Origin of the sequence: Enterococcus sp. HMSC078F03 (assembly GCF_001811595.1) — a bacterium.
In the GTDB taxonomy this organism is placed as follows: domain Bacteria; phylum Bacillota; class Bacilli; order Lactobacillales; family Enterococcaceae; genus Enterococcus; species Enterococcus faecalis.
On record NZ_KV805551.1, the window covers coordinates 30,057 to 45,197 of the forward strand.

The window sequence follows — 15,141 nt, forward strand, 5'->3', positions numbered from 1 at the left end:
GTCAGCTGGAGACATGTGTCTCAGCTTTTGCTCGTAGTTGTCAATCGATGATCGATTGCTTACTTACCGCCGTATCTAGCTTTCGGGGTACCATACCACGCTTTACCAAGTTTGCGTTGAATCCATGGAATTACCCAGCGGTCTAAACCGACAGCACGGCCTGAACCGTTCATCAAAGCAAAAGCGACAAAGATAAACCAGATATTTACCCAATAGAACATGCCAGATAAACAGAAGGCAATTGTTAAACCAATTGTAGCAGCACTTGATAACCAAGTGAATAAACCAGCAATCAATGCTAAAGCAATACATACTTCAACGATTGTCATGAATTTTTGCATGAACAAAGCAACTTCTTGGTTTGGCATCATAAATTTCATTACGCTTTCGAACCATTTAGGCATGTGATCAAACACTTGCATTGGTGTTTCGCCGTAAGCGTAGCTTAACCCAAAGTGCGCTGCTTGTGTTGCCGCATCGGCACCACCGCTTGCCGCCGCATCCGCCGCACCACTTGCAGCAGTTGTTGCTGTTTCAGTTGCTTGAGAAGCACCTGTTGTTACTTGTTCTTGTAACCAAGGGAATGGGAAAACGACTTTATCTGTGAACCAAGAACCGTCACCAAACCAAGTGCTTGGTTTCAAGTAATCGCCGTTGCCGACAATTTTCTTCATTGATTCGACTAACCAAACCATACCATAGAAGACACGTAGCGGAACACTCCACAAGACATTGCCGTAACGAGACGTATGTCCGCGAGCAACAGAACGATCATCTTTAATATGGAAGATTTCGTGCATAATGTATTGGAACATGTAGTAACCAGAACGAATATCAAAGAAGTATTTCAAGTTAACGATATGTTTCATAATGATGGCTAAGAAACCACTCAAATGAATTTTATCGAATAAGTTGGCAACGCCCCATTTCGCGCCGATGGAAACCATGAATCCTTGGTAGTTTCCTTTAAAGGCATGTTTTTCGCCGCCTTTAATATCTGCAACGATGTTGGCAGCTGCAGTATGACCTGTTTGTTCAGCTGCTTGAACGATTTGAGGAGTTGGTGTATTTGGTGTTTCTTCGTAATAAACCAAGTCACCAATGATATAAATGTTTTTGTCTTCGTAGCCTTTTGCTTGCATGTATTCATTCGCAACTAAACGACTACCACGTGCTGCTTCTAAACCAAAGTCAGCGGCATCAGAAGTTGCTTTCACACCAGCTGTCCAGATTAACGTATGCGTTGGTACTTCAGAACCATCTTTTAATTTAATGTGATCTGCTGCAACTTCAACGATTGGTGAGTTCAATAATAATTGAACATTTTTCTTTTCTAGATAACGTTCTGCTTTGGCAGCATCGTTACGAGATAACATGTTTAAGATGGTTGGCATTGCTTCAACAACCATTAATGTAATTTCGTCTGGATCAATTTTGGCATCTTTCGCTAAACGATCTTTCCAGTCGATTAATTCGCCGACCATTTCGATCCCAGTAAAACCAGAACCACAGACAACGAATGTTAACATTGCTTTGCGTACTTCAGCATCTGGTTCGATGGCTGCTTTAGCAACGGTTGCTTCAATGTGATGACGAATTTTCACTGCATCATCAAATGACCATAAGGTGAAACCATTTTCTTTCACGCCTGGTGTTCCAAAGTCATTTGGTTCGCCACCCATACCCAGAATTAACTGGTCAAATGGATAAGAACCTGCTAAAGTTTTCACAACTTTGTTTTCTTTGTCGATCCCAGTAACAGTATCTGTTACCAATTTTACGTTTTTCTTGCGTGAGAACAAACGTTGTAAGTCGTATTGAATTGCTTCTGGTTCAACACGTCCGCCTGCTACTTCATGCAATTCGGTCATCATAGTGTGGTAAGAATGGCGATCAATCAATGTGATTGTTACGTCCGTATCTTTTTTAAATTTCTTTGCTAGAAATTTAGTAGCTGAAACGCCAGCATACCCAGCACCTACAACGACAATATTTTGCTTTGTCATTGACAATCCGCTCCTTAATATTGTAAGTAGTAAAATAGTGATAATGATTAATAAGTACACAATCGACTAACATTATATAAGTATTTCACGAATTTGTCTAATATAAATTTTAATTGTCAACAAATTTACTCCAACGATGAGTTTTTGATGAAAAAAAGACCGAAATGTAAATATTTTTAGGGGATGGTCTTGACAACGTTTTTAAAACCATTATAATGTGTAATGTATCACAAACTTTTAATGTTTGTGAAAATCATGAAAGAAAAGGTGACTATCAATGAAAGTGAATAAATTTGTTAAAGGTTTTGCGGCAATTGCATTATTTAGTTTAGTATTAGCAGGCTGTGGCGCAGACAAGAAAGACAACACAACGAACTCTTCTAGCGCAGCATCTTCAGAAACGAAAAAATCAACTGAATCATCAGCACCAGCGAAAAAAGTTGCCGGTGGCGATTTAAAAGATGGTACGTATAAATTAGAAGAAAAAAATGAAAAAAATGGTTACCGTGCAGTCTTTGAAATGACTGTAAAAGACGGCAAAATCACTGAATCTAAATATGACAACATCAATGCTGACGGCAAATCTAAAACAGAAGACACTAAGTATGAAGAAAGCATGAAAGCAAAATCTGGTGTTGGACCAAAAGAATACATCAAACAATTAAACGATTCTTTTGTTAAAGCACAAAGCGCAAGCGGTGTGGAAGTAGTAACCGGTGCGACTCATTCATCTGAATCATTCCAAAACTACGCACAACAATTAATCCAAGCAGCACAAGCTGGTAACACAGACACAATCGAAATCGACAATGGGGCAACATTGAAAGATGGTACGTACTCATTGAAAGAAAAAAATGACTCAAACGGCTACCACACAACATTCTCAATGACTGTGAAAGATGGTAAAGTGACTGAATCTAACTACGATAACGTGAACGCTGACGGCAAATCTAAAAAAGATGACACTGAATACGAAAGCAAAATGAAAGACGTTACTGGCGTTGGACCAAAAGAATATATCGAAACATTAAACAAAGAATTTGTTAAAGCAATGGGCGAAGAAGACGGCTCACCTGCAGGTGTTGAAGTGGTAACTGGTGCAACACACAGCACACATTCATTCATCAACTACGCACAACAATTAGTGAACGCTGCTGAAAAAGGCGACACAACTGAAATCGTTGTTGACAACATCGTAACAAAATAATTAGAAATAAATGAATCGTGAAGTAGTTCCTGAAATGCTTTTCAGCAATTACTTAGCACCATTGAGGGGTTGGGAAAAGTCGGTTAGCTGACTTTCCCGCCCCTTTTTCTTCGCTAGTTCTGTCCATCATTTCACAAATTTTTTTCACAGAAATTTGTGAATTTCCAAGAGAAAGACTTTTCATTTTTTCCAAAAAAGGCTACTATGCAAGAGAACTTATTTTTTAATTAAAGAAGGAAAGAAGAGGGAATCCTATGAAAAAGAAACTTCTGCTCATGGTGAGTGTTCTAGCAGTGCTGTTTGTGGCAGCTGCTTGTTCCTCAAAACCAGAAGCGAAAATTAATACAGAACCATACTCTGACCGTCAAACAATGCTTGGTACCTACGTTCAAATTCGCATCTACGATGATGGCAAAGAAGACGTCTTACCGAAAGCTTTTGCCCGTGTCAAAGAACTAGGCGATAAAATCACCGTCAACCAACCAGGTTCAGAAATTGATGAAATCAACCAAGAAGCAGGCGTGAAACCAGTCAAAGTCTCAGATGACCTGTATCCTTTGTTGAAAAAAGCCTATGAATATAGCAAAGACTCCCGCGGCGGCTTCGACATGGCAATTGGCCCAATCACTTCTATGTGGCACATTGGCTTCGATGATGCCCGCAAACCAAGCCAAGCCGAAATTGATCAAGCCTTGAAACTTGTCGATTACACGAAAGTCAAATTCAACGACAAAGAGCAAACCGTTTACCTTGAAGAAAAAGGCATGCAATTGGATTTAGGCGCAATTGCCAAAGGCTTCATCACTGATGAAGTCGTGAAAGTTCTGAAAGACAACGGCGTTACCACCGCTATCGTCGATTTAGGCGGGAATGTTTACGTCTTAGGACACAGCCCACGTGGCAAAGACATGGACTGGACAGTTGGGATTCAAGATCCGAATAAAGCCCGCAACACTGTTTTAGGTCAAGTCAAAGAAAGCAACAAAACCTTAGTCACATCAGGAATTTATGAACGCTACTTAAAAGTCGATGGTAAAACGTACCACCATCTCTTCGATCGTGAAACTGGCTATCCGTTTGATAACGACATCGCGGGTGTCACCATTATCACCGACAAATCCATCGATGGTGATGGTCTCTCAACAGCCGTCTTCTCAATGGGCGTCAAAAAAGGACTAGAATATGTCGAAAGTCTGAAAGGAACCGATGCCATTTTCGTCACAAAAGACGACAAAGTCTACATCAGCAAAGATATCGAAGGCAACTTTGAAATCGGCAAAGACTCTGGCTATACGATGGGGAATCGGGCCGATTTGAAATAAGGAGCGACCAAAAATGTCTTTAAATGTGTTTTTAAAAGTAGTGGAAATTCAGACGAAGCTAGCCAGTCTCTTTCCCTTTATCATCGGGGTTTTGTTTTCAATGACCTATTTCGGGGAAGTTCAGTGGGGCAACACGCTGGTTTTCTTCATTGGCATGGTGGTCTTTGATATGGCCACCACCGCCATTAATAATTACATGGACTTCAAAAAAGCCAAATCGGACGTCTATAAATATGAAGAAAATATTATCGGACAATCAGGCGTTTCACCACAACTGGTCCGCAACATGATTTTCGCCATGATTGCCTTCACTGCCGTTGTGGGTGCGTACTTAACGGTTCAAACCGGTTGGCTCTTCCTTGTGTTAGGGGGGATTTGCTGCTTCATCGGTATTTTCTACACGTATGGACCGATTCCGTTATCCCGCATGCCCTTGGGAGAAATTTTCAGTGGCTTCACGATGGGCTTAGGTATCTTCGTCTTAACGGTTTACTTGAACGTGGTCACCCAGCCGCCGTTTTACTTAACGGTTGATTTCGCCAGTGGCGCCTTTCGCTTAGACGGCAATCTCTGGGCGGTGCTTGCGATTGTCGTGGCTTCCTTGCCCTTGGTCTGTTCGATTGCTAACATCATGCTCGCCAACAATTTACGGGACTTAGATACGGATATTGAGAACCACCGTTATACGTTAGTCTATTATATCGGGCGCCCAGCGGGGATTGTGCTGTTTCAAGTGTTAGCGTTAGCTGGGTATCTGGTGATTTTATTCGGCTTCATTAGTGGTATTTATCAATGGCCGGTGTTAATCACGTTTGCCACTCTGCCAGTCATTTGGAAAAATATTCAAACGTTTAAACAAGAATTGCCGCAGCCGAAAAGTTTCCGTCATTCCATTAAAAACTTACTGGTTTTCAATGGTACCTATGCCTTAGGGCTATTAATTAGCGCTTTGATTGGTTGAAACCTAAAAAAGTGCGAAGAATGCGAAAAAAATCTTGTTTTTTTTCAAGAAGTTTCTTCAAAATAGTTAAGAAAAGCTCAAAACGTTAGTGGTCAACACTAACATTTTGAGCTTTTCTCGTTAAAGAGAACAAAAAATTAAACTTTAAAGGCGTGATTTCAGGGAAAAACAGGTGGGAAACAACATTCCTATTGGTTGATAATTAAATAACATGTCTTTAAACGCTGTTCTATCGCTATAATTCAAAAAATTCACATGGAGTGCGTAAAAATCGTCAATTTCTAAAGGGGGGTTCTTTGTTATTATAGAGGTATGAAAAAAGGTTGTTTGAGCATTCGATAAACACAAGTTCAAATCTGTTGTTGATTTAAAAGGAGGTTTTAAAATGAAAAAAAAGCGTTATTTAATGATTGTGTGTCTACTATTTTCCCCTAGTTTTTTTATAAATGTTGAAGCGTCTGATGGTGGTTCTAGTTCGGTGGGGATTGAATTTTACCAAAATCCGACAACACCCGCTCCTAAAGATGCCCCGCCGAAAACAGATGCGCCAGCTACTGATCCCAAGGAACCAGCTGGTCCTCCGCAAGGAGATCAACGAAGTGGTGGTTCGACACAGACCACCACAACTGGCTCAACGCTCCCTCGTACAGGGAGCAAGAGTCAGGCAAATCTTAGCATTCTCGGCTTGGTCTTAATTGGCCTTGTCGGAATGGTACATAGAAAGAGGGGACGACATGAAGCGAAATAAATGGCAACGTCTTGCAGCTATTGGCTTATGTAGTTCTTTGCTAGTGAATGCCTTTTCGGGCGTGACGGCAGTTGCGGAAACCGTGACGATTGAAAGTAGTCCGACCGCTGAAAGTAGCGTCAAGGAAGAAACGCAAGCAAGTAGTGAAACGCAAGAAACAATGACTGAAACAAGTCGAGAAGAAGTAACACAGAAAACAGAGAAACAAGCAGAAGTGGAGGTAGAAAAGAAGGAAGACACGCCAGTGAAAGCGGAGCAAAAAGAAGTGGAAACTTTGCCAACCGTTCGTTTGGAACGAGCGGTTGGGGTAAAAGAAGCTGGCAAAGTATCAGAACTTTCTACATGGTTCGAATCGGAGTCAAATTCTTTTCCAACAAAAAATCAAAGCTATACAGTGCCAGAATATCGTTTTAGCATTAATATTGCTTCGGAAAATAAAACGTCTTTAAATATGGCAGATTTTCAATTAACTTCTGAGATGGGATTAGATACATGGGGGCAATCTACGAATTTGTCTAATTTGGCCTCTCGTGGAGATAAAATAATACCGGTGTCAAATGTACCGACAACTACAGGGCTGGATATATTAATACCTAGTCAAACTCTAAACGTTAATTATTTTCATTATTGGGGAGATATGGTCGTATATTATTTGAAGGATCCTGTTCTGACAGTGCCCAAATATATTGACACTATTGAAGTAGCAAATTCAGGAATATATAACCGATATTGGCCATATAGTATAGCAGGGTACCCATATAATATCAAATTAGTCAAAACAAATAATAGCTATACCCTTCAGCAACCGTTGTATCAGGTATGGAATAAATACTATTCAGCAAGCTTTGCAGCGGAATTAAGGGCAACTTATGAGTCAAAACAGGCTAGTTTAACGTATATTGCTGCGCAACAAGATATTGACTTAACAACTACTTATAAAAAAGTCACCGAAAACTTCGTCGATGCCACGGGCGCTAAAATCACACCGCCAAGTGGTTTCACTCAAGGGCAACAAACAAGTATTACGAGCAATGACTTCACGTATACCAGTGCCAAAGCCTTGCCGGATACGTACAAGGCAGGCGGCAAAACTTACAAGTTCAAAGGCTGGTACAAAGGCAAAACCAAACCAGCGACTTTAAAAACGACGAAGACACCAAGTTATGGGGTGACGTATGATGACAATGACGATTTGAATGTGGTCTATGAGGAAATAGAAGCATTTGATTTTCCAGCTATTACCTATCAATTCGGATTCGTAGACGAATCAGGTAAGCAAGTCGATGCTTCCAAAGTTGGCTTGACCTATGATAATTGGTATGGCGAAGTACTGGGCACTAATGTTGCTGACTGGAAAACAATCAATCTTGAAAAAGGTCAAGTTGCGCCGACCAAAAACAACTTGAAAGAAATTGTTTATCCGGCACAGTCTCTTGAGATAATGAGTGGACGAAGTTCACAATACAGTGCGGCTAATTTAACATTTGCACTGCCAAAATACTATGAAAAAATGAGCGTTTATAACAAGAGTGGTACTTTTGATGTGGCATACCCGTTTCCTAGTGTTCAAGATAATAATTCCACAATTCCAATTGTTGAAGGTACAGATAAATCTGTTTCTAAATGGTTTGAGTTAAAGAAAAGTGGAAGTCAATCGTTTGTTTTTAATCAAACAACACCGGCAGCCCCAGCAGATGTTCAAGTACCTGCTTATTTGCGAGAGGTTGTCTATAATCCGGCTACTGTAGCAACCAAAGGAACCTATTCTACATTAGATAAACCCGTCTACTACTATCTAACCAATCGCAAGGTCACCGAAAACTTCGTCGATACCACGGGCACCAAAATCACAGCGCCAACAGGGTTCACGCAAGGTAACCAGATTCCGATGACTAGCGACACCTTCAAGTATACAGCGGCGAAAGCCTTGCCAGCTAGTTATTCAGCTGGCGGCAAAACCTATACTTTCCAAGGTTGGTACAAAGGTAAAACCAAACCAAACACATTGACAACAAGTACGACGCCAACATATAACACAACCTTTGATGGCAATGACGATATGACGGCGGTGTATAAAGAGGAAGTGCCAAAAGCGAGTGTTACTTTAACACGCACTACAGCTGAAACAGTAACTAGCGGCGGCAACGTCACATGGCGCGCTACGATTACCAATACAAGCCAAGCCCCGTTAACCACGGCGACCATCAAGAAATCAACGGCTTGGACAACTGGCTTAGCAGCACCAACTGCCATGATCGTGACACCAGTTGGCGGCACGGCAAAAACCGTCCCAGTCACAGCGACTACTTGGACTAATGGCGTTAGCTTAGGGACTGACATCCCAGTAGGGAAATCTGCCACGGTTCAGTTCACTACCAAAGCGACGGGCATAGCGGGACAAGTCTTGCGTGCAGGGATTACCACCAGTGGGAATTACAGTGGCATTTCTGCTTCAGCAACTGTTCGTGTGAAAGACAATGATCAGGCGATTGTTACACCAACGACAGAGGGATTCATCAGTGTGCCAACTTTCAATTTTGGTCAGATAGGGATTGCGGGAAATACACAACAGCATGGCCTGAAGAAAGCCGCTGATTACTACGGCAACGGCACACGCAATCCCTATCTGCGAATTAAGAAAACCCAACCGAATTGGAGCTTAACGGCACAACTGTCTCAACCAAAATCAGCTACAGACAGCTTGCCAACAGCGACCCGCCTATTACTAGGTGCAGCTCCTGTTTCAAGTTTTTCCAATTACAATCAACCAACGGAGTTGAAAAACACGATTGGCACCACCAAGGTTATTAACTTAACGGCAAATAACACGGCTACGAACATCGTTGCCAACCAACAATTTACTGGCAGTAATGTCTATCAGCTAGATTTCGTATTTGATAATATCAAACTAGAAGTACCAGCTAGTCAAGGCATGACTGGTCAACAATACCAAGCCGCAGTCACATGGAATTTAGTGACTGGACCGTAAAAAAAAAAATGCTCGAGCTTCAGAAAAATAGGAGGCTCGGGTATTTTTTATTGATGGTCTTTTTAGGGTTGTTGTGCTATAACAGCAATGAAAAGAGAGATATGCGACAACATACCTCTCTGGTGTAGAGCCGTTTAAGACGGTAGCGATTTTTAGTGATTTATAAAAAATAACCGTACTCGCTAAAGCTTCTGCGATAGACAAAGTGAGCAGCGCCCCTTTCATTAAGGGGCGCTGCTTTTTAGTCGTTATTGCGATTGTTCAGTGTCTTTCGTAGAGAGGTTCATTTGTTCTTTGATGGCATTTTCGACACGTTGGCGTTCGCTTTCTTCAACCAGTTGATAAGAAATACCTTCAATTCCTGTCACGCCATCGCCAGTATAATCGTAGCCTTTCAATTGATCGGTTTCGATTGTTTTTAGTGCGGGGGTGTATTTTTTTAGCATTGCCATCATTTGGTCAAAGGACAAGTCGGTTTCACCATGTTCGCCGATTACGTCCAGAATTTCTTGATATTTTAGCAAGCTGTTAAAAGAAAGTAACTTGTTGGTTAATTCGATTAAAACTTCTCGCTGGCGGCGTTGACGACCATAGTCGCCTTCGGGGTCTTCGTAACGCATGCGCGCGTATTGTAAAGCTTCCCAGCCACCTAAATGTTGTTTGCCTTTCGGATAATGAATCCCTTCAGCGTCAAAAGCAAAGGCATTGTCGACAGTGACGCCGCCCACCGCATCGCCAAGGTCCTTCATAGCATCCATATCAATTGAAAAGTAATGATTGATTGGGATGTGCAAGACATTTTCAACCGTTTTAATTTGCATATCGGCACCACCGAAAACGTGGGCCGCATTGATTTTATTGTATTCGCCATTGGTGCCAGCCATTTCCACATAGTAGTCACGTGGGATGCTAGTGATGGTAGTTTTTTGTAATTGATTATTCACTGTAACCACCATTAAGGCGTTGGAGCGGTAATCGGTTTTGCGTTTTGAGTCATTCGCAATTCCCATAATTAAGAAACTAACCGGTTCCCCTTTGGCTAAATCGGGACTCTTCGTGGAAGATTTTCTTGGTTTATACATGGTGTTCGCTGTTTTTTGCAAATTGCGATACATGCTGACGCCGTAAGCGGAAACAGAAAGTGTGCCTAAAAATAAAAGGGTTAAACTAAAGACCACGAATAAACTTTTTCTTTTACGAGAATGGCGGCGCCGGCGTTGTGTCGGTACTTCTGCTTCCTCTGGTTCAGGTGCTGGCAAATAACGTTGAACAATTTGAAATGAAAAGTTGACCCAGCTATAACTTAGGAGCATCCCAGCGATGACATCACTAGGATAATGAACGCGTAAGATTAAGCGACCTAACACAATCAAAACTAAATAAGTGAGTAAGAAAATTTTGATGCCCTTGGTTTTTTCGACATGAAGATAGGCCAAAATGATCAAAATCGTACAGACCAGCGCCATTGCTAATAATGAATGTCCGCTGGGAAAGCTAGCAGAGCTTCGATCAGCTAAAGCGCCTAGGTTTGGTCGAGCCCGACCCACCACATGTTTAAACACGCTCCCTAAAAAGCCGACAGCTAATAGGTTACTGACAGCCCAAAAGGCTAGAATTTTTTCTTTTTTGCGTAAAAGGTAAACCATCAATAATAAGAAGAATAGCAGCATTGGTCCAATCGTGGCAGTTTTTGCTAACAGATTGACCGCTGTTAAAAGTGGGGCATTTAATTGCCATTTGATGTGATAAATAGCTTCGTCCATTTGTTGAAACCAATTTGGACTAGCCGCCACTAACAAAGTGAGGAAAGTAAAACCAAGCGTTGTTAGGGCATAAAGTGGAAATTTTTTATTCGATGTTTGCATGAGAATCCCTTTCTTTTTCCCTTGAAAGAGTAGACTAAGCCAGCATCGATCGTAAATAAGCGCTTGCGACTAAACAGGACACAGCAAGCCAATCGGTTCTCATCGTCTGAGCTTTAGCACTATCCAACGTAAAGATTTCTCTTAGCTATTTTTAGAAGAGCCTTAATTCGACCATTCCTGTTTTACACATTGGTGTCTTTCGACATTTCTGCGCAATAGCCTATGTTTGGATAGGAGCCTCACCTAACAAGGTTATTTTATCTAACGCTAGAAGTATAGAATTTATGCAGCGGTTCTCACAATGAAGTTTAAGAAAATTTATTGTTTTTTAAATAAATTTAAAGGTGTGGGAGAAAAGCGTTATTTTGGGAAATCGATTTTAAAAACGGAAAAACGTTTTACAGCATCTGCTTTTAACGATATAATAAAAGAATAGATGAAAAAACGAGGAGGTGAACAGTATGCTAGTTAATTTTACAGTCAAAAATCTTCTATCTTTTAAAGAGGAACAAACACTTTCCCTACAAACAGGCGCGTATTTACGAAAGTATGTCAATAATCGTTTCGAAGTGAAGCCTAAAAATTACCCAGAAAAACTAAGGTTACTGAAGAGTGCCATTGTTTTTGGGGGAAATGGTTCAGGAAAATCAAATTTAGTGAGTGGGTTAAATGCGTTAAAAACTTTGGTTTTAAGAGAACAAGCTTCGATTAATGATGCTTTATTATATGAACCTTTTGCGTTAGACCCTCTCACTAAACAAAGTCCATCTGTTATGACCATTGAATTTATTAATGACAGTGTCTTGTATCGCTATTCGTTAGCTAACACAGCGCGCGAAGTAGTTAAGGAATCTTTAGAAATTTATGACAAAACGCAGGATGATTTTGTTTATTATTTTAAAAGAGACGGTGCGGAATCTTCCGTTTTTCCAGAAAAATATCAAGAATACCAAACACAAATTAAGTCTAATTCGTTAGTTATCCATACGCTGGAATCAAAAAATGATCAGCACGCTACGAATGTCGTTCGTTGGTTTGCCAATCAGTTAGTTATTTTTGATGGATCTTTACGGAATATTGAACGGTTGAACAATGAAAAAGACAAAGAGAAAGTCTTGAACTTTTTGAAACTTGCGGATATGAACATGGTTGACCTAGTTCCTGTGAAAGACAAAGAGGAAGATTACTCGAAACAAGAAAAATTAGACGCTGTTTTAGAACGAATTATCCAAGAAAAAGACCCGACCATTGAAATTGGTCGAGTCAAGAAAAGTCTGTATTCGCTGTACTCTGTTTATAACCAATATGATGAAATGAATCAAGTGGTCGGACAAGAACGTATTCATTATGATTTGGAATCTTCTGGGACGAAAAAATTAATTGGCTTAGCGCTAAATATTTTATTTAATCCAGAAGAAAAAGTTTTTGTTTTTGATGAATTTGATGATGCGTTTCATCAAGAGTTGTCAGGAACATTGTTAGAAGCGTTCAATGCCATGGAGACGAATACACAATTTATCTTGACCTCCCATGAACTTCATTTGATGGATAATCAATTGAGAAAGGATCAAATTTACTTCACAGATAAGAATTATCGTGGTGCCAGCGAATTATACGCTTTGTATGACTTTGAAGCAGACCCAAAAAAAGGTCGCGGAGATATCACATATTATCGCCGTTATTTAAATGGTCTGTTTGGTGGTGTTCCTCATATTGATCGAAGTGAAATCGTTCAGGCAGTGAAGGTAAAGGAGTAGAAGTTGGTATGCCAAAAATAAAAAGGGTAAAAAAAGGAAAGAAATTAAAACCAAATGTCATGATTTTTTGCGAAGGAGAAACAGAAGAAGCTTACCTTAGATTGATTAAACGAAAATATTCTGCAGTCAATATTAAAAGTAAACTCAAAGTAAAAACATGTAGACGTCAAGGAGAGGCGTTGGTCGAATACGCCGTTTCCTGTATTCGGAGTATGGGAAAAGCGGAGCGAGACAATTATGATTTGTTTTATGTTATGAATGACAAGGGCGAACAAACCACAGAATCGATTGAAAACGCGGTAAGATGTGGACAACGACATCGTCCTGAAATCAAGACAATTTTTTCAAATGAATGCTTTGAACTCTGGTTATTACTTCACTTTGAGGAAGTCAATCGATACATGACTAGAGAAAGTTCTGCATTTAAAAGACAGTTATCGAAATTTTAAAGGCGCAGAAGTATGTAAGTATCTTGAAGAAAAAGTAGCTATTGCTTTTCAGAATACGAATAAAAACTGGTTTTCTCCTTTAGAAGAAATGAAAATCCCTATACGAATTTCCCCAAAGAATTGTGCGAAATGTTAGCACAAAAAGAAGTTGATTTTTAAAGAGCAAGAAAGCATCTGTTTAAATTTAGACAGGTGCTTTCTTGCTCTTTTTCTAAATTTCCCCACTTATCCTCGACGCCATTCACCAATCTGGTCCAAACTAATTTCCCCAGAAGACAACGTTTTGGACGTACCATCAGGCAACTGGACAATCAATTCCCCGTTTCCATTAATGGTTGTCGCAACGCCGCGGAAGTCTTGCCCGTTTTGGGTAAAAGCGACGTCTTTGCCAATCACAAAGGAGCGTTGTCGGTATTCTTCTAAAAAGTCTTTCGTTGAACGTTCGTCTAAAATTTGATAAAAATGATTCCAAATGTTGGCGACTAGTTCATTTCGCGACGCCGTCGGTTCACCATCTGGGAAAAGGGCAGTCACTTTCTGCCGAATGTCCTCAGGAAATTCGGTTTCTGTAATTGAAAAATTAATCCCCATGCCGATGATAACATTGGAAATTTGCCCTGTTTCCACATTGCTCATGGCTTCCGACAAAATCCCGCAAACTTTTTTGCCATTTAAATAAAGGTCGTTGACCCATTTAATTTCTGTGTGAACGCCTGCCAGAGCATCCATTGCTCGAGCGACCGCTACGGCCATAATCACAGTATATTGGGCGATTTCTTCAAAATTTTGGTTCGGTTGAAGCACCATGCTCATGTAAATCCCTTTACCTGGCGTAGCGAAAAACGGCCGGCCGAACCTGCCCCGCGGCATTTCTTGCATGTCAGCAACAATCAATGTATTGTCTGGCGTCTGGTCTAAAATCGCCCGCTTAGCATCGGTCATGGTAGATTCAGATGTTTCTAGGACGGTAATTGTTAAAGGCGGTGTTTGTGGCCATAATGCCAACTGAATGCCTTCTGCAGAAAGGACATCTGATTTTTCAAGGCGATACCCCTTGTTTTGCACGCTAGTAATTTGATAGCCATCTTTTTTCAATTCATTAATCGCTTTCCAAATAGCTGTGCGAGATAAGGATAGACGTTGTGCCATCTCTTCGCCCGAAAGGAATGCGGGCGTTTGTTTCATCAATAAAGTTAGGACTTGGCTTTTTGTCGACATATTTTTTCCTCCGATTCGTTATGCTTATTGTAGCGGAAAGGAAAAGGCTTGGTCAACTAGTGAAAAAATCCATCTTAGGATGGAGGAAAATGAAGCAGGCGTTTGCTATACTTGTTTTATTGAGAAGGAGTGAGGGGAATGGAAAAGCAACAATATGTTTGTGAGAAATGTGGCAACATGCACTATGTGTCGGACCAATTTCAAGCAACAGGTGGGAACTTTGCGAAAATTTTTGATGTTCAAAATAAAAAATTTATTACAATTAGCTGTACCCAATGCGGCTACACCGAACTTTACCGTAGCCAAACAAGCGGCGGCATGAATGTCCTAGACTTTTTATTAGGTGGCGGTTAGTCAAAAACGAATGCATCTTTGCATTCGTTTTTTTGTGTGCGAATAGGAAGATAGGGGAAAAGGCGTAATTATTTATTACGCCTTTTTTCATTTAAACCCTTTACAAAAAAACTCCTTTTTATGAAAAAGAAAACCTTAAAGAAACCCTTGACTTTTCTAGACAAAGGTAGTAGAATCTATAGAGCAAAAACTATCTGAAAGTGACGAAGCAGGAGCGAAATATTGTCCGTTCCGGTTTTTTATAGGAAAACAAAAGTAGAAACGC

At 40.5% G+C, this 15,141-nt stretch carries 12 protein-coding genes and 1 riboswitch; of the genes, 9 read left to right on the plus strand and 3 right to left on the minus strand.

Annotated elements, in window-relative coordinates; translation table 11 throughout:
- Positions 1-59: 59 nt before the first annotated feature.
- Positions 60-2,006: an NAD(P)/FAD-dependent oxidoreductase gene (locus tag HMPREF2810_RS04165; RefSeq protein ID WP_002354747.1), complete on the minus strand. Its 1,947-nt coding sequence runs from the start codon at positions 2,004-2,006 to the stop codon at positions 60-62.
- Between the two features lie 277 nt (positions 2,007-2,283).
- On the opposite strand from HMPREF2810_RS04165, the gene pplA reads away from it, so the two are divergent.
- The 5 genes from pplA (at position 2,284) to HMPREF2810_RS04190 (ending at position 9,233) form a co-directional block, all read left to right on the plus strand.
- Positions 2,284-3,213 carry an extracellular electron transfer flavoprotein PplA gene (gene pplA / locus HMPREF2810_RS04170; protein ID WP_002367507.1) on the plus strand — a complete coding sequence of 310 codons (930 nt, stop codon included), beginning with the start codon at positions 2,284-2,286 and terminating at the stop codon, positions 3,211-3,213.
- A 254-nt stretch (positions 3,214-3,467) separates the two neighbouring features.
- Positions 3,468-4,535 (plus strand): FAD:protein FMN transferase, encoded by a 1,068-nt coding sequence (locus tag HMPREF2810_RS04175; RefSeq protein ID WP_002354751.1) that lies wholly within the window; start codon positions 3,468-3,470, stop codon positions 4,533-4,535.
- A gap of 13 nt (positions 4,536-4,548) precedes the next feature.
- On the plus strand, positions 4,549-5,496 hold the full coding sequence (menA, locus tag HMPREF2810_RS04180) for a 1,4-dihydroxy-2-naphthoate polyprenyltransferase (RefSeq protein ID WP_002383158.1): 948 nt from the start codon (positions 4,549-4,551) through the stop codon (positions 5,494-5,496).
- A gap of 385 nt (positions 5,497-5,881) precedes the next feature.
- Positions 5,882-6,244: an LPXTG cell wall anchor domain-containing protein gene (locus tag HMPREF2810_RS04185; RefSeq protein ID WP_002383160.1), complete on the plus strand. Its 363-nt coding sequence runs from the start codon at positions 5,882-5,884 to the stop codon at positions 6,242-6,244.
- The gene (locus HMPREF2810_RS04190; protein WP_002383161.1) at positions 6,231-9,233 is read left to right on the plus strand and encodes a WxL domain-containing protein; all 3,003 of its coding nucleotides are present in this window, start codon (positions 6,231-6,233) and stop codon (positions 9,231-9,233) included. Before HMPREF2810_RS04185 ends, HMPREF2810_RS04190 begins: the two co-directional genes overlap by 14 nt.
- 248 nt (positions 9,234-9,481) lie before the next feature.
- On the opposite strand, the gene HMPREF2810_RS04195 is transcribed toward HMPREF2810_RS04190, so the two are convergent.
- Positions 9,482-11,098 (minus strand): phosphatase PAP2/LCP family protein, encoded by a 1,617-nt coding sequence (locus HMPREF2810_RS04195; protein ID WP_010715485.1) that lies wholly within the window; start codon positions 11,096-11,098, stop codon positions 9,482-9,484.
- 91 nt (positions 11,099-11,189) lie between these two features.
- A riboswitch (M-box (ykoK) riboswitch) is annotated at positions 11,190-11,356 on the minus strand.
- 43 nt (positions 11,357-11,399) lie between these two features.
- On the opposite strand from HMPREF2810_RS04195, the gene HMPREF2810_RS15990 reads away from it, so the two are divergent.
- The 3 genes from HMPREF2810_RS15990 to HMPREF2810_RS04210 are packed head-to-tail and all read left to right on the plus strand — an operon-like array spanning position 11,400 to position 13,304.
- A complete protein-coding gene (locus HMPREF2810_RS15990; protein WP_002383163.1) occupies positions 11,400-11,534 on the plus strand; it encodes a hypothetical protein in 135 nt (44 codons plus the stop codon).
- Between the two features lie 25 nt (positions 11,535-11,559).
- Positions 11,560-12,855 carry an AAA family ATPase gene (locus tag HMPREF2810_RS04205; RefSeq protein ID WP_002383164.1) on the plus strand — a complete coding sequence of 432 codons (1,296 nt, stop codon included), beginning with the start codon at positions 11,560-11,562 and terminating at the stop codon, positions 12,853-12,855.
- An 8-nt stretch (positions 12,856-12,863) separates the two neighbouring features.
- The gene (locus HMPREF2810_RS04210) at positions 12,864-13,304 is read left to right on the plus strand and encodes an RloB family protein (RefSeq protein WP_002383165.1); all 441 of its coding nucleotides are present in this window, start codon (positions 12,864-12,866) and stop codon (positions 13,302-13,304) included.
- A 225-nt stretch (positions 13,305-13,529) separates the two neighbouring features.
- Here the strand turns inward: HMPREF2810_RS04210 and HMPREF2810_RS04215 are convergent, their stop codons facing one another.
- The gene (locus HMPREF2810_RS04215; protein ID WP_002383166.1) at positions 13,530-14,522 is read right to left on the minus strand and encodes a biotin--[acetyl-CoA-carboxylase] ligase; all 993 of its coding nucleotides are present in this window, start codon (positions 14,520-14,522) and stop codon (positions 13,530-13,532) included.
- Positions 14,523-14,660: 138 nt separating this feature from the next.
- Between HMPREF2810_RS04215 and HMPREF2810_RS04220 the strand changes: the two genes are divergently transcribed.
- On the plus strand, positions 14,661-14,876 hold the full coding sequence (locus tag HMPREF2810_RS04220; protein ID WP_002354768.1) for a zinc ribbon domain-containing protein: 216 nt from the start codon (positions 14,661-14,663) through the stop codon (positions 14,874-14,876).
- The last annotated feature ends 265 nt before the right edge of the window (positions 14,877-15,141 follow it).

Excerpts from the sequence above, each read along its gene's own strand:
- HMPREF2810_RS04165 (WP_002354747.1), bottom strand. The coding sequence starts at position 2,006 with ATGACAAAGCAAAATATTGTCGTTGTAGGTGCTGGGTATGCTGGCGTT.
- pplA (WP_002367507.1), top strand. The coding sequence starts at position 2,284 with ATGAAAGTGAATAAATTTGTTAAAGGTTTTGCGGCAATTGCATTATTT.
- HMPREF2810_RS04175 (WP_002354751.1), top strand. The coding sequence starts at position 3,468 with ATGAAAAAGAAACTTCTGCTCATGGTGAGTGTTCTAGCAGTGCTGTTT.
- menA (WP_002383158.1), top strand. The coding sequence starts at position 4,549 with ATGTCTTTAAATGTGTTTTTAAAAGTAGTGGAAATTCAGACGAAGCTA.
- HMPREF2810_RS04185 (WP_002383160.1), top strand. The coding sequence starts at position 5,882 with ATGAAAAAAAAGCGTTATTTAATGATTGTGTGTCTACTATTTTCCCCT.
- HMPREF2810_RS04190 (WP_002383161.1), top strand. The coding sequence starts at position 6,231 with ATGAAGCGAAATAAATGGCAACGTCTTGCAGCTATTGGCTTATGTAGT.
- HMPREF2810_RS04195 (WP_010715485.1), bottom strand. The coding sequence starts at position 11,098 with ATGCAAACATCGAATAAAAAATTTCCACTTTATGCCCTAACAACGCTT.
- HMPREF2810_RS15990 (WP_002383163.1), top strand. The coding sequence starts at position 11,400 with ATGAAGTTTAAGAAAATTTATTGTTTTTTAAATAAATTTAAAGGTGTG.
- HMPREF2810_RS04205 (WP_002383164.1), top strand. The coding sequence starts at position 11,560 with ATGCTAGTTAATTTTACAGTCAAAAATCTTCTATCTTTTAAAGAGGAA.
- HMPREF2810_RS04210 (WP_002383165.1), top strand. The coding sequence starts at position 12,864 with ATGCCAAAAATAAAAAGGGTAAAAAAAGGAAAGAAATTAAAACCAAAT.
- HMPREF2810_RS04215 (WP_002383166.1), bottom strand. The coding sequence starts at position 14,522 with ATGTCGACAAAAAGCCAAGTCCTAACTTTATTGATGAAACAAACGCCC.
- HMPREF2810_RS04220 (WP_002354768.1), top strand. The coding sequence starts at position 14,661 with ATGGAAAAGCAACAATATGTTTGTGAGAAATGTGGCAACATGCACTAT.